Source organism: Mycobacterium ostraviense, assembly GCF_002705925.1.
GTDB classification, from domain to species: Bacteria; Actinomycetota; Actinomycetes; order Mycobacteriales; family Mycobacteriaceae; genus Mycobacterium; species Mycobacterium ostraviense.
The window spans coordinates 3,329,019-3,347,482 of record NZ_NKRE01000001.1 but is presented as its reverse complement, the minus strand read 5'-3'; the positions used below and the strand labels follow the sequence as shown (position 1 = coordinate 3,347,482).

Genomic DNA, 18,464 nt, shown 5'->3' with positions numbered 1-18,464 from the left:
TGTTCCAGTCCGTCGGCCACCCCACCGAACGCGAACGGCACAGCCATGAACGCTACCTCCGAGGAGTCCTTCGAGGCCTTGTTGCGCTACCTGCGCGATTCCCGCGGGTTCGACTTCACCGGGTACAAGCGGACTTCGCTGATGCGCCGGGTCCGCCACCGGATGGATCAGGCCGGCTACTCCTCCTTCGAGGACTATCTCGACGTTCTGCAAGCCAGCTCGGACGAATTCGCCTCGCTGTTCAACACCATCCTCATCAATGTCACCGCGTTCTTCCGTGACGAAGAGGCGTGGGACTTCGTCAACACCGACGTGATTCCCCGGATGCTGGCCGAGCGTGGTCCCGGCGACCCGATCCGGGTGTGGAGCGCCGGCTGCGCCTCCGGCCAGGAGGCCTACTCGCTGGCCATGCTGTTGGCTGAGGTGCTGGGCGCCGACGCATTCCGGCAACGAGTCAAGATCTACGGCACCGATATCGACGAAGAAGCGCTCACCGAGGCACGCACCGCCTCCTACGATGGCAGAGCCGTCGAGTCGGTGCCGACCGATCTGCTGGCCCGCTACTTCGAACAGGTCAACGGCCGCTACGTATTTCGCAAGGATCTGCGTCGCGCCGTCATATTCGGCCGCAACGACTTGGTCAAGGACGCGCCGATCTCGCGGGTCGACCTACTGGTATGTCGCAACACGCTGATGTATCTCAACGCTGAAACGCAGCGAAATGTGGTGAGCCGCTTGCACTTCGCGCTCGCTCCGCAGGGCACCCTGTTCCTGGGGCACGCCGAGATGCTGTTGAGCCACGGCGATCGCTTCACCCCGCTGAACCTCAAGAACCGGATCTTCCGCAAGACCGCCGGACCGCACGACAGCGTCAACCGCTACCACCCGGCGGCAGCGTTCTACGACCGTCATGACGGCTCGACGGGCCTGACTACCTTGCGGGACTTGGCTTTTCGCACCGGTCCGGTGGCCCAGATCGTGGTCACCGGCGAGGACACCGTGGCCATGATCAACCAGCAGGCCGAGACCGCCTTCGGCCTTTCGGCCCGCGACATCGGGCGGCTGCTGCGCGACCTGGAAGTGTCGTACCGGCCCGTCGAGCTGCGCGCCTACCTGGAGCAGGCCAAGGTGGAGCGGCGTTCGGCGCGGATTCAAGACGTCAAATGGCAGCGGCCCGGCGCCGACACGGTGTGGTTCGAGATCCACGTCAACCCGCTCATCGACGCCCAGAACGGCCTGCTCGGCGTCTCGATCGTGTTCTTCGACGTCACCGCGACGCGCGCCCTGCTCGACAAGATCGGCCAGACCAACCGGGCGCTGGAGACCGCCTACGAGGAACTGCAGTCCACCAACGAGGAACTGGAGACCACCAACGAGGAACTGCAGTCGACGGTGGAGGAGCTCGAAACCACCAATGAGGAACTGCAGTCCACCAACGAAGAACTCGAAACCATGAACGAGGAGTTGCAGTCCACCAATGACGAACTGCATACCATCAACGACACCCTGCAGGAACGCAGTCTGCAGCTGGACGAAACCAAGGAGCTGCTGGAATCGCTGGTCAACTCGATCCGGCTGGGCATGGCGGTGGTGGACCGGGACATGCGGGTGGTGATGTGGAACCGCGGCTGCGAAGACCTGTGGGGATTGCGGGCCAACGAGGCCAACGGCTCGCCGCTGACCTCGCTGGATATCGGACTGCCGATGGAGATGCTGCGGCCGTTGATCGGTAACGCCCTGGTGGACCCCGACGGCTTCGGCGAAACCATGCTGGATGCGGTCAACCGACGCGGCCGCCCGGCTCAGGTGCGCGTGACCTGCACGTCGCTGCGCTCGCCCGGGGACCGGGTGGGCGGGGCGCTGCTGCTCATGGAGGTGGTGGGCTGACTGCCTCGCCGGGGCGGTCGGTCCAGAATGCGAAACCAACCTCTGCGGCGGTTTCAACCCCGCCATAGTGGGTAGTCTCCGCGCGTCGCGGAGCGCCCCAAGAAACGCGGGAAGGGAGTCGCGAGGTTCGGAGGATGGCCAATGAAGATCGCGATCGTCTGCGGTGACGACGTTGTCGTTCAAGAGTACGACCCCGAGTGCGGTGGGACCGTCGCCGAGGACTGCGGGCAGCTGTGTGCGGCGTTGGCGACGCACGGGCACGACGTCACCGCCTTCGTACGCCGCCGGGCCACGTTCCCGGATACCCCGCCGACCCCGGAGACCGCGACCAAGCACGGCTATCGGACCGTTGCGGTAACCGCCGGTCCGGTCGCGGCGATTCCCCCCGCGCAGGTGTTGCCTTACGTGGGCGAATGGGCGGCCGAACTGGCCGCCGTGTGGTCGTCGGATCCGCCCGACGTCGTTCATGCCCTCGGATGGTTGGGGGGCCTGGCCGCCCAGCTGGCGGCGAAACGGCGACGGCTGCCGACGGTGCAGAGCTTCTACGGGCTGGTCTCGCTGATGCGGCCCGGCGCGGCCGGTGGTCATCCCGGTGGCTCCGAACGCGCCCGGCTCGAACCGCTGTTGGCGCGTAACGCGACCTGGGTCACCGCCGGCAGCAGCGCCGAGCTGAGCGCATTGGCCGGGCTGCGCCGCAGCCGTGCGCGGTTGTCGGTCTTGGGTACCGGGGTCGATGTCGAGCGCTACACCCCGGTGGGTCCCGAACTGCCGCGCACCGACCTGCATCGCATCGTCTGCGTGGCGCCGGATCCACTGCCCGACAGCGGCTTCGACACGACGATCCGCGCCCTGCCCAAGATTCCGGCGGCCGAACTCGTCATCGCTGACAGCGCCGCAACCGGCTCCCGGCACCAGGAGGCCCGGCGCGCGCTGGAAAGCCTTGCTGCCGAGCTACAGGTGAGCGACCGGGTCCGCATCGCCGGCCCGGTCGCCGCCGACGAACTGCCGGCACTGCTGCGATCGGCGGACGTGGTCGCGTGCACGCCCCGGCAGGCGCCGCGGGCCGGCGCCGCGTTGCAGGCCATGGCCAGCGGCGTCGCCGTGGTGGCGGTGTCCACCGGTGCCCTGGCCGACACGGTGGTGCACTCGGTCACCGGATTACTGGTGCCGCCCGACAACCTCAGGGAATTGGCGATGGCATTGAAAACTCTTCAAGGACAAAGCTTTCAGTGTGCGGGCATGGGGGCGGCGGGGCGGTTGCACGCCGAGTCGCGGTTCACCTGGGAACGCATCGCCCTCGACGCGCTGAACATCTATCGCCAGGTGGGCTCGCCGGTCGAACGGCAACACGTGGCAAACGCCCGATAGTGGCACGAATCAACTACGATTATTGTCAACCATGACAAGTGTTACCGAGGACACACGGTGCCGTGCGTGTCCGCAGCTGCGCGACGCGGCCAGCCTTGACGGAAAGAATCTCCCGGAGCAACAGGACGGCCCGGCCGCGGTGCGCCTGGCACACTTCCACACCGCCGACCCGGTCGCCGCCCAGAGGTTCTTCAGCAACGCCTATCACCCGAGCTGGCGAATAAGCGAGTTCGTCAAGGGAGCGACCGTCACCCACCGTCGATTCGCGGCCGAACACCTCACCGTCGACGACGTGACGATCCAGGGCCGAGTCGACTGCGAAATCCGCACGGCCGACGGCTTTGTGGTGATCCAACCGCGCTCGGGCTCGTTGATCGCGGGCGGCGACGGCTCACCGAACACGGACACTCCGCTGCTGGCGGTCGACGGATTTCCGCGCCTGTTGCGACTGAACAGCGTTCGGTTCACCGTTGCCAGCATCGACGCCGACCTGCTCCGACAGGTGGCCGCGGGGTCCCACACGCCGATGCCGCAGCAGGTCGAGTTCCTCAGTTCCCGGCCACGTACGCCGGCGGCGGCGCGCACGTGGCGCGACGCGTTCGACTACGTCACCACCAGCTTCGCCTCGGCCGACACCGCCCGGCACCCGCTTTTGGTCACCGCGGCGGCCCGGCTGCTGGCCGCTGCGCTACTCGAGTGCTTTCCGTCCAACGTCACCGCGGGAACGTCGTCGCCCAACGACCCATCGGTACCCAAGGCCCTGCAAACCGCCATGTCGTTCATTCATCGTCACGCCGCGATGAACATCGGTGTCAAGGACGTCGCGGCCGTGGTCCATCTGACGCCGCGGGCGGTGCAGTACCTGTTCCGCCAGCAGCTCGACACCACTCCCACCGAGTACCTCCGCCGGGTCCGGCTGCATCGAGCCCATCAAGACCTGCTCTCCGGCGACCGCTCGGTCACCACGGTCAGCGAAATCGCGCAGCGCTGGGGCTTCGCCCACACCGGCCGGTTCGCCGTGCTGTATCGCCAGGCCTACGGCGAAAGTCCGCACACCGCGCTCAAGCGCACCGCCGGCGGGTAGCCGGTTCAAGCCGTTTTGGCCAACGGCTGAGCCCGAGATGCGCTCTGGCCCTTAGCGATTCGTTGCACCAGCGTTCGGGTGCGGTTTCCAGGATCTGCTGCGCGGCAGCGGACCGGCGGGCGCGCCGCGCGCGGCGGACCGCCGCGGCAATCGTCATGCCTTGCTCGTACCCGGTGACCACCCGGGGATCGACGTATGAGCCGCGCGCCACCGCCGCGGTGTTGCCCAGTTCCTCGGCGACCTCGCGCATCACGGCGGCCTCGACCCGCTTGGCCACGCGTTGCGACACCGGCGGGTCCGCGTCGGCGAACGCGGCCGCCAGCACGGTGCCATGCCAGGTTCGTAAGTCCTTGACGCTGTAGTCGGTGCCGACCAACTCCTTGAAGTGCGCATTGAGGTCGTCGGCACGAATGTCTGCCCATCCAGAGCCGTTGCGGCACACCAGGAGTCGTTCCGAGCACGAGTTTCGGCGAGTCAGCGAGCGCACCGCGCGGACCACTTCGGGGTCGTCGATCTGCAGCGTGAGACCACGGCCGCCGAGGTCCTCCGCGATCCGGCGCCGCAGCTCCGGCAGCTCCTTGGACAGCGCCAGCACGCGGTCGAACTTCTCCTCGGCACGCTCCTGCTGCCAGGCCTGGTGGTAGAGGTACTGGCGGCGTCCGGCCGCGTCGGTGCCGACCGCCTGAATGTGTCCGTTGGCGTGGGGCGAGATCCACACTTTCTGCCACGCCGGCGGGTTCACCAGGTCCTTGATTCGCTGCAGAGTCTGGGCGTCGGTCAGCAGCTCGCCGTCCGGCCCGTAGTAGGCGAAGCCCTTACCCCGCCGTTTGCGGGCGATCCCGGGTTTGCTCAGCACGCTGCGACGCAGCCGCATCGACGCTCCTCTCATGTCCCAAGAGGAATTACCCGCCGCGACAGCGGCTCACACCGGGGGTCGGCGGATCAGTAGTCCGGCAGGCGCACGTCGCGGGTCCGCAACAACAGCGGAACCAGCACCCAGAAAACCGCGAACAGCGCCAAAGCGCAGGCCCCGGCGACGATGCCGGCGGTTGCCCCGGACACCGCGTCGAAGATGATCACTGTCACCCCGGTCAAGGCCAGCCCGAGCAGCACCAAACCGGCGTAAGCGCACCGGTGCGCCGCCGACACCAGCACCACCAGGCGGTGCCGCCGGAACAGCAGCCGGTGCATACCCACCGGGGCGATCAGCAGCACCGTCGCGCCCACCGAACATCCCACTGTGACTAGATACACCCCGTGCAGGGTCAAGGTGTCGAAGCGCTGCTGGAACGGCAGCGTCAGCAGGAACCCGGTGAGCAGCTGCACCCCGGTCTGGACCACCCGCAGCTCCTGCAGCAGGCTGTTCCAATTGCGGTCGAGCCGTTGCAGTTCGGTTTCCCCGCGCTTGCGGTGGTCCCAACGCTGGTACCGGTCCGGATGGTCGACATCCATGCCGGTGATCATCGCATCCGGCGAGACCCGGACGGAGATTTTCCACCGGCTTGCCCCGTCGAAGCCGAACGACCCGCCACGTCGTTGGGGCGGGTCGTTACGGGCTTCTTGGGCGGCTGGGTCAGCCCGCCATGAACTCGTGGTAGGCGGACTCCAGATGCGGCGGCAGGGCCGTCACATTGCACTGGCGCTCGGTGTCACCGATCGGCGCCAGAATCCCGCGCAGGTCGTAGTACTCGTTGGGGTGCGCGGTGAAGTAGTTGCGAATGTTGGCGGCCGCCTCCCCACGCGGCTGCCCGTAAGCGGCCATGACCACCTGGTTGGCACCCGGATGCGCGGCGAGGTACTGCTGCGCCGAGCCGGTCACCGACGAAACAGTGGCGTGGACGCCTTCCGTACTGCAGTCGGGCGCGGCCGCCGCCGACGGCGCGCCCCCGATCCCGATGGCCAGCCCCCCGAGCAGGCAACCGGCGCTGACGCCGGCGACGCGTCGACGCGCGACGATACTGCTGAATTTCATGACGTATTCCTTCACATGATTCGCGTGAGCAAACCGATCATGGAGGCTCCCGAATCCCCGAAAGCCAAAGTAGCGGAAGGAAAAGAGGCCGTCGGGCACCGTTCGCCCAGGACGAACATGCACCCGTGACGGCAAACGTCGCAGCCGTGACACGAGCGCACTGGTGTGACCCGATGTGTTAAGGAACAGCAAAATTCTCAGAAGTAACGACGAGTTCTTAGACGATCGTTATCTCGATCGTGACGAAAACGTGATGTGTCAGCGGTTCAGCTTGCCGTCCCGCACGCCGGTCAATGCCTCGTCCAGCGTCGGGTACATCGGGAAAGTTTTGTCCAAACCGGTCAGGTGGATCGGCCGTCTGGTCGCCGGGCCGCGCGCGACCACCCCGAATTCGGCCGCGCCGCCGAGTTTCTCGTAGGTCGCGGCGAGGATCTTGAGCCCCACCGAGCCGAGGAACTCCACCCCGGAAAGATCGATGATCAGCGCCGTGGGGTTGTCGGCGACCACGCCGCCGATGGCTTCTTCCAGGGCCGGAGCGGTGACCAGGTCAATTTCGCCACCGATACTGAGCACGGCGACGCCGTCGTGGTCGGTGACCTCGGCGGTGATCGAATCAGGAGCTGACAATGGCGGTCCTTTGTCCAAAGCCGTGGGGGTACTGCAAGCCTAACCCGCCTCCCGAACTGCGAGAAGAAGAAGACCTCGACGCGTTGCGCGGCGTGCCCCAGGCTAGTCTCCCCATATGAGCTGCGCCCTCCGGGGCGCGACATGGCACTTGGGGAGGCCAGATGTCAGACTTGCCGATCGAGCTCACCAATACTTCGAATACTTCGAATACTTCGAACACCACCGCCGTCCCGCAGCCGGTCTCCAGCGATGGTTTGCTGCCACAGCTGGTCCAGCATCTGCGGCAGAACCGGACCGGGTTGCGCGAGGAGTGGGCGCGCCGGATCACCGCGGCGGAGCTGCTCACCGCGATGACGCCGGAGGAGATCTTCTCCGAAGCCACCGCCGTCTACGACAACTACGTCGAGGTGCTCGAGACCGGCAGCGTGGAAGCGCTGCAGGATTATGCCCGCGACCTGTCGGAACGCATCATTCCCCGGGGCGTGGAGACCGACGAGGTCGTCGGCATCGTGCTGCTGCTGCGCGACGTGCTGGCCCGCTCGCTGTTCGAGAAGTACCAGACCGACTTCGAGATGCTCAACCAAGTGCTCGACGCCTACGAGCCGGCGGCCAACCGGATCGCCAACACCGTGGCGGTCAGCTTCGTGCAGGAGCGCGAGCGCATCATCCGCCAGCAGCAGGAGGCCATCCGGGAGCTGTCGACGCCGGTGCTGCAGGTGCGCGAGCAGCTGCTGATTCTGCCGATCATCGGCGTGCTGGACAGCCAGCGCGCCCGCCAGGTCACCGAGCAGCTGCTGCGCGCCATCCGGGCCAACCGCGCCAAGGTCGTGGTCATCGACATCACCGGTGTGCCGACCATCGATTCGACGGTGGCCAACCACCTGGTGCAAACGGTGGACGCCTCCGGCTTGATGGGCGCCAGCGTGATCATCACCGGCCTGTCCTCCGAAATCGCGTTGACCCTGGTCACCATCGGGCTGGACCTGTCGAAGATGAACGCCGTCGGTGACCTGCAGGGCGGCATCGAAGAAGCCGAGCGGTTGCTCGGCTACGAAGTCACCCGTACCGGCGACTAGACCGGGTAGGCACTCATCAAAAGGCAGCCCGTGCCAGTACCGATTCTCAAACTGGGGCCGATTCTCATCGCGACGGTGCGCTCCGCGCTCACCGACTCCGAGACCGAACTCTTCCGGCAACGTCTGATGGACCGCGTCACCGAATTCCGCGCCCAGGGCATCATCGTCGACGTCACCGCCGTGGAGGTGCTCGACTCGTTTGCCGCGCGGTCCCTGCAGACGATCGCACGAATGATCCGGCTGCGTGGCGCCGAGACGGTGATCGTGGGCCTGCGGCCGGAGGTGGCCTTCGCGATGGTGCAGCTGGGGCTGGCCTTCGACGATATGCACACCGCCCTCGACTTAGAGGAAGGCCTGGCGCTGCTGAACCGCAAGCTGGGCCTGGAAAAGCCGATGATCGGGCCCGACGGTGACGGATGACGACGGTGAGGGATGACATCGTCGTCGAGGTGGACCACCCCGACGACATCGTCGCTGCCCGCCACGCCGGGCATCAGCTCGCCAGCGAGCTGGGTTTCTCGCTGACCGATGTCACCATGATCGCCACCGCAATCTCCGAAATCGCCCGCAACATCACCAGCTACGCCGGCCGGGGCGAGGTCCGGGTCGCGGTGGCCGACCGCGAGGGCCGCAAGGCGCTGGTGGTGCGCGCCGAAGACGACGGGCCGGGCATCGCGGACGTCGATCGCGCGATGGAGGACGGCTACTCCACCGGCCGCGGGCTGGGCATGGGCTTGCCGGGCGCGCGGCGCCTGATGGACCGGCTGATCGTGGAGTCGGCGGTCGGCCGCGGAACGACCGTCGAAATGTGGAAATGGGTTCCGCCCCGTGCGCGATAACGGCCGGTTCGGGCCGATCGAGTGGGCGGTCGCGGGCCGGCCGCGGCCGGGCGAGCACACCTGCGGCGACCTGCCGATCGCGGTCCAGATCGGCGACGACGCCGTGCTGTTCGGTGTCCTGGACGGACTCGGACACGGCCCGGAGGCCGCCCGTGCCGCACGCATCGCCGTCGACGTGCTCAACGACGCCCGCGACGAGCGTCTCGAGGTGCTGATCCAGCTCTGCCACCGCATGCTGTCCGGCACCCGGGGGGTCGCGATGACCCTGGCCAGGATCGACTTCCCCGCCGGCGGGCTGTGCTGGACGGGCGTGGGAAACGTGGCCGCCAACCTGGTCGCCAAGGCGATCAGCGGTGTCCGGATCAGTTCCAGCGTGCGGCTGACTGCCGGCATCGTCGGCTACCGGGTACCGGAGGTCACGCCGGCCAAGGTGGTGCCGATCCGCGCCGGTGACCTGCTGGTCATCGCCAGCGACGGCATCACCGACGATCACCTGGATCACATCGACTTCGCCGCTTCCGCCACTGCCATCGCCGAGCAGATACTGGTCAAGCACGCCAAGGACACTGACGACGCGATGGTGCTCGCCGCGCGTCACCGGGGTATCTCGACATGACCTACACCGACGACTTCCACGCCCACTATTTCGCCGCGCTGCGTACCTATCTGGACAAGCGCGACGAGGACAGCCTGGCCGTCGGCCATGAGCTCGGCCGCCGAGCCCTGCAGGAACGCATCAGCATGCTCGACATCATCGAGAACCACTTCCGGTTCCTCGACGAGTTCTCGGACGAGCCTGCGTCGGGTCGGTCGCTCGCGCTGGAGTTCCTGCTGCAGACCCTGGCCGCCCTCGACATCGCCACCCGCGGATTCCTGGACGGCACCAGGCGTTACGAGCAGCAGCGGGCCCGGGCCGAGGATCTCGCCCATCGTGACACGTTCCGCACCGCGCTGGTGAACTCGTTGCAGGAAGGATTCTTCGTCGCCGACCACGACGGCGCCGTGATCGAAATGAACAGCGCGTTCGCCGAGATCATCGGCTACCCCCCGGAAGGTTTGCCGTACCGGTGGCCGCATCCGTGGTTGCTCGACAAGAAAAGCGCGGCCCAGCAACAGCAGCGGGTCCGGCGGGACGGCTTTGCCGAGTACGAGACGCCGATCCGGCACCGCGACGGCCATCTGGTCTGGGTGACGGTGAGTATCAACGCCGTTCGGGGTGCCGTCGCGGACCGGGATGTGTACGTGGGCACGGTTCGCGACATCACCGCCGAACGAGCTTTTGCCGCAAGGGAAAGCGCTGTGTTGCGGCTGGCCACGTCGGTCAGCGTGGCCAAGAGCATGGCCGAGGTGCTGTCCATCACCCTCGACGAATGCCGGAGCGCGGTCGACGTGCAACGCGTGGTTGCCGTCATCTGGCCGCCCGGCGACGGTGAGCCGGCCGTCCAGGTCGCCGGGGAGCCGTCCGAAAAATCTTGGCGCAGAATGGATCCGCTGCTGCGGCAGACATTTGAGGAGGCACGTCAACAACTGCCGCTGACGGCGAGAACGATCGAATGGCCGGACTCCCCGGGCAAGGCCAGTGGACTGGTCGCGGTGCTGTCGGGTGCCGCCGACGTCGCGTTGTGGCTGGAGCTGCGGGTGCCGCGCTGGGTGACCGCCGAGGATCGGCTGCTGGTCACGGTGCTCATCGGTCACCTGAGCCTGGCCATCGGTCATGTCCGGCAATTCGAGAGCGCGCGTGAGACATCGCTGACCCTGCAGCGTGCCATGCTGCCGCCGGTAAAGCCGCCGCCCGGCTTCGCCGTCCGCTACGAACCCGCCGTGCCGCCCTTGGAGATCGGCGGCGATTGGTACGACGTGCTGGCTCTCGACGACCACCGCATCGGCATTGTCGTCGGCGACTGCGTGGGCCGCGGGTTGCCGGCCGCCGCGATCATGGGTCAGCTCCGCAGCTCGGCGCGCGCGCTGTTACTCACCGGCGCGCAACCCGCGCTGTTGCTCGAACAACTCGATGCGGCCGCGTCGCTCATTCCAGATGCCTACTGCACCACGGTGTTTCTGGCGATACTGGACACCAAATCCGGGATCCTCGATTACAGCAACGCCGGGCACATGCCCGCGGTGCTTGCCGAGCCGGGCCGCGGGACCACATTGTTGACCGATGCCCGCTCGGTGCCGCTGGCGGTCCGGCGAACGCAGCCGCGCCCGGAGGCTTCCCAGAAATTGCTGCCCGGCTCGACGCTGATGCTATTCACCGACGGCCTGGTCGAGCGCAAGTACGAGTCGATCGACGAAGGCCTGGGACGTGTCGCCGGCGTTTTGACAGAGTCGATGATGTTGCCGATCGATGCCGTCGCCGATGCCGTGCTGGGCCGGTTGGCGCCGGCGGCCGGATACGACGACGACGTCGCGATGGTGGCGTACCGGCATCCACACGGGCCGCTTCGTATCGAAACCAGCGCCACCCCAGATCAATTGGCCGGCATCCGGCACCAGCTGGCGTGGTGGCTGCGAGCCGCCGAGGTCTCCGACGAACGGGCCGGCGACATCGTGCTGGTGATCAACGAGGCGTGTACCAATTGCATCGAGCACGCCTACCGCGGGCATCGCGTCGGGACCATGCTGGTCGACGTGAGAGCCGTCGACGAAGCGGTCCAGGCGCGGGTTGTCGACTCCGGGTCGTGGAAGACGCCCGCGGCCGATCCGAGGGACGGCGGCCGCGGCCTGACGTTGATCAACGCCCTCAGCGACGCGGTGGAGATTGACAACAGCCCGGGTGGGACTGCCATCGAGATGACCTTCCGGCTGTCTCGTTAGCCTTCAGCCGCTAGCCGAAGAAGACGTTGCGGCGGCGGATCAATTGGCTGTACAGCATCTGCTGGATCGTCTCCCGCACGTGGTCGGTCAATTCGAACATGACGGTGGGATCGTCGGCGTCGGCGCGGTCGTAGTCGGCGGTGCCGATCGGGCGGCCGAATGCGATGTGCCACTTCGACGGCAGCGGCATCAGCCCGGCCGGGCCGGCCCAGGGGAACAACGGGGTGATCGGGAAGTACGGCAGGCCCAACAGCCTCGCCAGCGGCTTGACATCGCCCAGCATCGGATAGATCTCCTCCGAACCCACCACCGCGCACGGGATGATCGGCGCTTTGGCGCGCACCGCCGCCGACACGAACCCCCCGCGACCGAACCGCCGCAGCTTGTAGCGGTCCTTGAAGCACTCGCCCAAACCCTTGTACCCCTCGGGAAACACCGCGGCGAGTTCGCCGGCCGCCAGCAGCCGATGGGCGTCGGTCGGGCAGGCCAGCGTGTGACCGGCCTTGCGGGCGACCTCGCCGATGATCGGCAGGTCGAAACACAAATCGGCGGCCAAGGCCCGCAGGTTGCGGTGCGCGGGGTGGTGGTCGTGCACCGCTGTCGAGATCATCAGCGCATCGATCGGTAGCACCCCGCCGTGGTTGGAAACCACCAGGGCGGCTCCCTTGTCGGGCAGGTTTTCGATCCCGCTGACCTCGACGCGGAACCACGACCGCGAGAAGAACCGCAGCAACGGCCGTACTAGTGCGTCGGTGAAGTGCGGGTCGAAGCCGAACTCATCGACGCGGTAGTCCCCGGTCAGTCGCTTCCGCAGGAATCCGGCGACTGCGGCCACCCGTTCGGCCAACTCGTTGGGCGGCGGCTGGGCCGCCGGCACCCTGGCGCCGAAAGCGCGCCTCTGATCGAGGTCTCGGATGACCGCGGCGGCCCGCCGCTCAGTGGTCTTGGCATTCGCCGGCGCCGACGCGGGCCGTAGTGCCGTTTGTGGATTGGTTTGTCGGCCGGCGTGGTTCCGCGCCGCCAAACGTTGTCGATTCGGTTGCAATGCAATGACATTGGTCCTCGCGGGCATAGACGAACCCCCCGGCACGCTGAGTGTCTGGAATGGATTGGAAGTGGGCCTTGTGTTAGACCCCGGCCACGCCGCCCCCGCAGCGCATGCAAGGAGTTTAGTCCTCGGATATGGCCAATAAAAGATCCATTCGCCGCGAATACCGTCCGCTGTGGTGACGTTTGTCTGAACGCATCGACCAACGGCTCCCATCGGCCGGATGGTTGAGCCGCGGGATTCGGGGTATTCACGGGCGTGACTCGCACAACTGTCCCGCGCCTGGAGCTGGGACACCCGGCTGCCGTCTCGCTGCCGGGCTTGCCGGCTGGGTACGGACCACTGTCGATCGCGGTACGCCGCGCCTTGACCGGACCGGCACCGCGCGAGCAGTTCACCCGTATCGGCGGCTCGGTGGGCGACGTCGATCCCTACGGCCTCGATCTTCAACTGGCTTTGTACATGTGTTACGAACTGCATTACCGCGGCTTTTCCGGGGTGGATCCGATGTGGGAGTGGAATCCCGCGCTACTTCACCTTCGCGCCGAACTCGAGCGGGCTTTCCTGACGGGCGTGCGCCGTGATGTCGGCCCTATCGAGCCGCGCGACACGGCAATGGGCGAAATGGACAAGCTGTCGACGGAACCTGTCGACGGCAGCGGGCCGTCGTATTACCTGCGAGATGCAGGCACGTGGCAGCAGATGCGTGAATACTTTGCACACAGGTCGCTGTATCACCTCAAAGAGGGTGATCCCCATGCCTGGGCAATTCCGCGCCTGACCGGTCAGGCCAAGGCGGCATTCGTCGCCGTCGAGTTCGACGAATACGGCGCCGGTTATGGCCCGCGGGTGCACCAGCAACTTTTCGCCGACCTCTTGGACGCGGCCGGGCTCGATTCGAGCTACCTGGGTTACCTCGGCGTGGTTCCCGCCGAATCACTGGCGGTGGTCAACATCATGTCGTCGTTCGGGCTGCACCGGCGGTTGCGGGGCGCCGCGATCGGGCACTTCGCGGCCACGGAGATCACCTCGCCGCCGGGTTCCCGGCGGATGGTCGAGGCACTGCGGCGGATGGACGCACCCGAAGAATGTGTCGCCTTCTACCGCGAACACGTGGAAGCGGACGCGGTACACGAACAGGTGGTCCGCATCGACGTGGTCGGCGACCTCGCCGCGCGAGAACCGCACCTCGACCAGGACATCGTGTTCGGGATGCGAGCGTTCGAGCTCCTCGAAAACCGTTTGGCGGACTGCCTTATGCAGGCATGGCAGGCCGGCCAGACGTCGCTGCTACGGCCGTTGGGTGAATAATCGACCATCGCGACCCTGGAAGAGTGCGGTTTCGTCGTCGGCGGAGGTGGCGCGGGCCCAAATGAAGGCCCGTTCCACGCGATCGCGGCGATACGATCCCGCCGACGAGCACGACATCCTGTGCGCCGCTTCATGGCCGCTTCATGAAGGCGAGAACCAGGAGGAAATTGCCGTCAGTCGTCCTCCAGCTGGCTCGCGTGCTGGATGGCCTGCGCGCGCACCAGGGCACCGTTTCCGGGGACTAATACGGCGGCTTTGCGTTTGACTTTTTCATCGCGAGGATCGACGGCGCTGAGCTCGACGGTCCGCAGGATGGTCTTCAGTATGAGAGTGGACTCAAAGACCGCGAGCCGGTCCCCCAAACACCGGTGCGACCCGCCGCCGAACGGAATGAGGCTGTATACGCCCGGCGGGGTGTCGAGGAAGCGTTCCGGCATGAACCTGTCCGGATCGTCGTAGAGCTCGGGTTTGCGGTGAATGGATCGGATCAAAGGTGCGATCAGCACATTGGCGGGGAAGTCGTACCCGCCCAGTGTTATCGGCTGGCGCGTAACCCGTCCCAGCCCCGTTATCGGGGGTCGCAGACGCAGAGTTTCGTGGACCACGGCCTCCATGTAGGTGGTTGCGTCTGTGCTGCGAGCCTCCGCGGTAGCTTTCTTCATGGCGGACGGAGTCCGCAGCAGCCGTTCAATCGCCCAGCCCACCGTGATCGCCGTTGTCTCTTGGCCGGCGAGCATGATCGTAAAGATCTGATCACGAATTTCGTTGTCGCTCAATGGAACACCGTCGGCGCGTAGCATCAGATCCAACAAATCCGCCGTCGCGCAGTTTGGCGTCGCGCGGCGCCGAGCGATCTCCGCGAAAACCAACTCGTTGCATCGGGCCAGGGCGCGTCGAAATCGCCGCCAGCGCCGCACGCCGCCCAGCCGACGCAGGGCGTACCGTATCGCCATTTCCTCCGATCCCCAGGTTTCACCCAGTTCGTGCCACGCCTCCTTCCAGGTCGGTAGCCTCTCGTCCCTGATCCCGAGGGTGATCGCGAGAATCGCCTCCAGCGACACATTGAGCATCCGGCGATGCACCCGCACGGACTCCTCTGCAAGCCAGCTGCGCGCCTCGTGTTCGGCGCTGCGTACGATCACATCGGCCCACTGCTGCAGTGCCTCTCCGCGGAGGCGAGATAACAGCAGCCTGCGCAGCCGGCGATGCTCGGAACCCTCCATCAGCAACAACGATCGGTCGCCGTGGAGTATCCCGAGGACCCGGTTCGGCGTCGACGAGTCGATCACCTCGTCGGGGGCAGTAAAGAGCGGTTTGATCAGTGCGGGATCACGCACGAAGGCGACCTCGGAGACGCCGGGAAAAATCTCGAAGAATCTCGGCACCCGCAACCACAGGACATCGCCATAGCGATCGAACATCCGGTCAAAGGCCGCGTCGCCATTGCGCAAGAGGTCCCCGAGGTGCATCACGAAACCGCGCAGCCCAGGCTCACGGGAGCGGCGGACTTTCGCGCTGTCTGCGGTGGGGTTGAATCCGATCATGTCCGGCTGTGAGTCCATAAACCACATGCGCCTCTCCTCCCTGATGGGCCCAGAGTGGAACCTTCCTTGTGGACGACCGCGTCGCTGACAGGGACCCGTCGACGTCGCGCGAGCCCTGGCGCAGCCGGCGGCGAAGGGGCCGCAACTGGACGTGATTCACGATCTGTCATGCCGGGACCTCAGCGCTTGAGCCGAATCCGCCACCACACGACGCCGGAGTAGACCGCCGACAACACACCGAGCATGGCCATATCGAGTAACCATGCGCCCGTCGTGTGGCGCCAATGGCTGTCCCTAGGAGTGAATGGACTGGGTTGCACGCCGTTCAGGTCGACGGTCGACGCCGACGCCGCGAAACCCCACCGCGCCGGTGTCGTCCAGGACAGCTGGTCGAGTACCGCCCGGTTCGTCACTATGACCAGGCCGCCAGAGAGCACCAGCTGTGCCATGATCGCCACCACCAGCAGCGGCAGGATCTGCTCGGTGGAGCGGACCAGCCCCGACAGCGCCAGGCCGAGGATTGCCGAGACGACGCAGGTCGCGGCGACAGTGACGAACAGTTCGAAGGCGGGATTGCCCAACAGCACGGCGCCACGGGTCGGCGCGCCCTTGCCGACCACCGTGATGGTCGTGGCGATCGCCGACTGCACGATCGCGAACAGGCAGAACACGGCGAGCTTGGCCAGCAGGTAGGCCCGGGTGGATAGGCCGAACGCCTGTTCCCGCAGGAAGATGTGGCGCTCGCCGATCAGGTCACGGATTGTCAACGCGGTGCCCATGAACACGGCGCCGACATTGAGCAGGACCAGTATCTGCGCGGGTTCGGCCGGTGTCTTACCCGCCGGGTCGGCGAAGCCGAATCCCGTCTTACCCGGAACGGTCAATGCGAGCAGGGCCAGAATGAACGGCAACGCCGCCAGGAAGACCGTGTACCACTGGTCGGAGACGACCAGCCGAACTTGGCGGCGCGCGATCGTGGAGAACTGACGCCACACATCGATGCGCACCGGCTCGCCCAAGTCCTTCGGCTTTGCGGCCGCCGGCAGCTTTGGCTCCAGCCGTTGCTGAGCCAGGAAGCGTCGCTTGGCTTCGTCGGGGTCGGCGCCCACCTTGATGAAGATCTGGGCCCAGTTGGTGGTTCCCATCACCGAGCCAATCTGGTCGGGCGGGCCGCAGAAAGCCGTCTTGCCACCGGGTGCTATCAACAGCAGCTGGTCGCAGAGGTCGAGATAGGACACCGAGTGCGTCACGACCAATACCGTGCGGCCGGCGTCGGCCAGTTGCCGCAACATCATCATGACTTGAGAGTCCAGCGCCGGGTCCAGACCGGTGGTCGGCTCATCGAGGATCAGCAGCGACGTGCCGGTGAGCAGTTCCAGCGCCACCGAGGCGCGTTTGCGCTGCCCACCCGACAGCCTGTCCACCCGGACGTCGGCCTGCTCGGTCAGATCAAGCTCCGTGAGCACCCGGGCAACCACTTGGGCGCGGTCTGCTGCGCTGGTGTCGGGCGGTAGCCGCAGTTCGGCCGCATAACCTAGAGCCTGGTTGACCGTAAGCTGGCGGTGCACGATGTCGTCCTGCGGCACTATCCCGATCCTGCTGCGCATGGTCGCGTACTCGCGGTGGATGTCATGGCCCTCAAAGGTGACCGAGCCGGAACTGGGACGAGTGTAGCCGGCGATCAGCCTGGCCAGCGTGGTCTTGCCCGCGCCCGATCCCCCGATGATCGCAGTGAGTGTGCCGGGTCGCGCGGTCAGGGAGATGTTGTCGAGCAGTTCTTTCCCGTCGACCTTGAAGCGGACCGAGTTGACCTGCAGGCCGTCGTTGCGCGTCTCGGCTTGCGTGCGCGGGACCAGGGCGCCGCCGGCGAAGACAAGGTCGCCGTTGCCAATGGTGACCACGTCGCCCTCACTGAGGACCGCGGACCCGATCCGGACTCCGTTGACGAACGTGCCATTGACGCTGTGAGCGTCGCGGATCTCGGTGCCGAGCGGCGTCTGAACCAGGAACGCATGATGCCGCGACGCCAAGACATCCGGAAGGATGATGTCGTTGTCGGTGGCGCGACCGATCGTCGCGCAACCGGCGGGCGTCTCGGGTACCCCGCTGCCAGCCCGGAAAGCCTTGATCACTCTCGTCGCCAGGTTCGACGTGTCCGGCGGCTTGGCGGCAACAGGGTCCATCCGGGCGGATCCTCGGAACTCGGCCGGCGGCGGCGAATTCCGCCCGGGCGCCTGGGTGTGCGGCTGCCAGTTCGGCAGCGGTGCCGACCGCATCGTGCTGGGCGGGTAGCCGGGCGGTCCCTGCCCGAGGGACCGGTGCATTGGCTGGAGTGGCGCCGGCGCGGCATGCGTGCGATCGCCGCTACTCGGCGACCGGCACGCCCCGCCCGTTTGGGCTGCTGGCTGTGGATCCCTCGGCGCTGCGGCTCCTGAGGGTTGAACGGCGCAAATCGGTGTTGTTCGCGGTGACCCGCCCGCCGGCACCTCGGGCTGTTCGACCTCGAAAGTCAAGCACGGCCCGTCGCGGTTGCCGAGGTTGATGCGCTGGCCGTCGTGGATTTCCACCATTTCTACCCGGCGAGCGTTGACAAATGTGCCGTTGTGAGAGTGGTTGTCGATCGCAACCCAGCGGCCCTGATCGAAGCGCAGCAACAGATGGACACGCGACGCCACCGGGTTCGCGATGCATATATCAGCGTGCAGGTCATGTCCGACGACCACGTCCCGTCCTGCCGCGAACCTACGTTGCGACCCGTTGTAGCGAACGCTCAGCAGCGGTGGCGCCACGGTGTTCATAAGAGAAATCTGTAGCCCGTAGCGACGGTTTCGAAACCCCGTCAGGGGTAAGTCCCCGCTTCGGGACTGAGGCGGACGGCCGGGGTCTGCGCC

At 66.5% G+C, this 18,464-nt stretch carries 15 protein-coding genes and 1 pseudogene; 9 read left to right on the top strand and 7 right to left on the bottom strand.

Going from position 1 to position 18,464, the window contains the following annotated elements:
- The first annotated feature begins 45 nt into the window (after positions 1-45).
- From CDN38_RS15405 to CDN38_RS15395, 3 genes are all read left to right on the top strand, one after another.
- Entirely contained in the window at positions 46-1,887 is a 1,842-nt protein-coding gene (locus CDN38_RS15405; RefSeq protein WP_099319036.1) for a CheR family methyltransferase, read from the top strand.
- A 141-nt stretch (positions 1,888-2,028) separates the two neighbouring features.
- Complete coding sequence (locus CDN38_RS15400) at positions 2,029-3,255, top strand: glycosyltransferase (protein ID WP_099319035.1); 1,227 nt, start codon at positions 2,029-2,031, stop codon at positions 3,253-3,255.
- A gap of 31 nt (positions 3,256-3,286) precedes the next feature.
- On the top strand, positions 3,287-4,339 hold the full coding sequence (locus tag CDN38_RS15395; RefSeq protein WP_082277100.1) for a helix-turn-helix transcriptional regulator: 1,053 nt from the start codon (positions 3,287-3,289) through the stop codon (positions 4,337-4,339).
- A 5-nt stretch (positions 4,340-4,344) separates the two neighbouring features.
- Here the strand turns inward: CDN38_RS15395 and CDN38_RS15390 are convergent.
- From CDN38_RS15390 to CDN38_RS15375, 4 genes and pseudogenes are all read right to left on the bottom strand, one after another.
- Positions 4,345-5,213, bottom strand: a pseudogene (locus tag CDN38_RS15390) (DNA topoisomerase IB).
- A 68-nt stretch (positions 5,214-5,281) separates the two neighbouring features.
- The gene (locus tag CDN38_RS15385) at positions 5,282-5,791 is read right to left on the bottom strand and encodes a DUF6328 family protein (RefSeq protein WP_075510540.1); all 510 of its coding nucleotides are present in this window, start codon (positions 5,789-5,791) and stop codon (positions 5,282-5,284) included.
- 121 nt (positions 5,792-5,912) lie between these two features.
- The gene (locus CDN38_RS15380; RefSeq protein ID WP_075510541.1) at positions 5,913-6,311 is read right to left on the bottom strand and encodes a heme-binding protein; all 399 of its coding nucleotides are present in this window, start codon (positions 6,309-6,311) and stop codon (positions 5,913-5,915) included.
- Between the two features lie 258 nt (positions 6,312-6,569).
- Entirely contained in the window at positions 6,570-6,938 is a 369-nt protein-coding gene (locus CDN38_RS15375; protein WP_075510542.1) for an STAS domain-containing protein, read from the bottom strand.
- A gap of 161 nt (positions 6,939-7,099) precedes the next feature.
- Here CDN38_RS15375 and CDN38_RS15370 point away from each other — a divergent pair, with 161 nt between their 5' ends.
- The 5 genes from CDN38_RS15370 to CDN38_RS15350 are packed head-to-tail and all read left to right on the top strand — an operon-like array spanning position 7,100 to position 11,670.
- Positions 7,100-8,014, top strand: coding sequence for an STAS domain-containing protein (locus tag CDN38_RS15370; RefSeq protein ID WP_075510526.1), 915 nt, complete (start codon positions 7,100-7,102; stop codon positions 8,012-8,014).
- Positions 8,015-8,044: 30 nt separating this feature from the next.
- Positions 8,045-8,434, top strand: coding sequence for an STAS domain-containing protein (locus tag CDN38_RS15365; protein WP_099319034.1), 390 nt, complete (start codon positions 8,045-8,047; stop codon positions 8,432-8,434).
- Between the two features lie 5 nt (positions 8,435-8,439).
- Positions 8,440-8,853: an anti-sigma regulatory factor gene (locus CDN38_RS15360; protein ID WP_099319402.1), complete on the top strand. Its 414-nt coding sequence runs from the start codon at positions 8,440-8,442 to the stop codon at positions 8,851-8,853.
- On the top strand, positions 8,843-9,469 hold the full coding sequence (locus CDN38_RS15355; protein ID WP_075511823.1) for a SpoIIE family protein phosphatase: 627 nt from the start codon (positions 8,843-8,845) through the stop codon (positions 9,467-9,469). Before CDN38_RS15360 ends, CDN38_RS15355 begins: the two co-directional genes overlap by 11 nt.
- A complete protein-coding gene (locus CDN38_RS15350; RefSeq protein WP_075511824.1) occupies positions 9,466-11,670 on the top strand; it encodes a SpoIIE family protein phosphatase in 2,205 nt (734 codons plus the stop codon). The genes CDN38_RS15355 and CDN38_RS15350 overlap by 4 nt, the downstream gene beginning before the upstream one ends.
- Positions 11,671-11,680: 10 nt before the next feature.
- Here the strand turns inward: CDN38_RS15350 and CDN38_RS15345 are convergent, their stop codons facing one another.
- Positions 11,681-12,742: a lysophospholipid acyltransferase family protein gene (locus CDN38_RS15345; protein WP_099319033.1), complete on the bottom strand. Its 1,062-nt coding sequence runs from the start codon at positions 12,740-12,742 to the stop codon at positions 11,681-11,683.
- Between the two features lie 234 nt (positions 12,743-12,976).
- Here CDN38_RS15345 and CDN38_RS15340 point away from each other — a divergent pair, with 234 nt between their 5' ends.
- Positions 12,977-14,029 carry an iron-containing redox enzyme family protein gene (locus tag CDN38_RS15340; RefSeq protein ID WP_082277242.1) on the top strand — a complete coding sequence of 351 codons (1,053 nt, stop codon included), beginning with the start codon at positions 12,977-12,979 and terminating at the stop codon, positions 14,027-14,029.
- A 173-nt stretch (positions 14,030-14,202) separates the two neighbouring features.
- Here CDN38_RS15340 and CDN38_RS15335 read toward each other — a convergent pair whose 3' ends face one another.
- Positions 14,203-15,600, bottom strand: a complete 1,398-nt coding sequence (locus tag CDN38_RS15335) for a cytochrome P450 (protein ID WP_082277243.1) — start codon at positions 15,598-15,600, stop codon at positions 14,203-14,205.
- A gap of 152 nt (positions 15,601-15,752) precedes the next feature.
- Entirely contained in the window at positions 15,753-18,380 is a 2,628-nt protein-coding gene (locus CDN38_RS15330; protein ID WP_408633074.1) for an ATP-binding cassette domain-containing protein, read from the bottom strand.
- Positions 18,381-18,464 lie beyond the last annotated feature (84 nt).

Excerpts from the sequence above, each read along its gene's own strand:
- CDN38_RS15405 (WP_099319036.1), top strand. The coding sequence starts at position 46 with ATGAACGCTACCTCCGAGGAGTCCTTCGAGGCCTTGTTGCGCTACCTG.
- CDN38_RS15400 (WP_099319035.1), top strand. The coding sequence starts at position 2,029 with ATGAAGATCGCGATCGTCTGCGGTGACGACGTTGTCGTTCAAGAGTAC.
- CDN38_RS15395 (WP_082277100.1), top strand. The coding sequence starts at position 3,287 with ATGACAAGTGTTACCGAGGACACACGGTGCCGTGCGTGTCCGCAGCTG.
- CDN38_RS15385 (WP_075510540.1), bottom strand. The coding sequence starts at position 5,791 with ATGGATGTCGACCATCCGGACCGGTACCAGCGTTGGGACCACCGCAAG.
- CDN38_RS15380 (WP_075510541.1), bottom strand. The coding sequence starts at position 6,311 with ATGAAATTCAGCAGTATCGTCGCGCGTCGACGCGTCGCCGGCGTCAGC.
- CDN38_RS15370 (WP_075510526.1), top strand. The coding sequence starts at position 7,100 with ATGTCAGACTTGCCGATCGAGCTCACCAATACTTCGAATACTTCGAAT.
- CDN38_RS15350 (WP_075511824.1), top strand. The coding sequence starts at position 9,466 with ATGACCTACACCGACGACTTCCACGCCCACTATTTCGCCGCGCTGCGT.
- CDN38_RS15345 (WP_099319033.1), bottom strand. The coding sequence starts at position 12,742 with ATGCCCGCGAGGACCAATGTCATTGCATTGCAACCGAATCGACAACGT.
- CDN38_RS15335 (WP_082277243.1), bottom strand. The coding sequence starts at position 15,600 with ATGTGGTTTATGGACTCACAGCCGGACATGATCGGATTCAACCCCACC.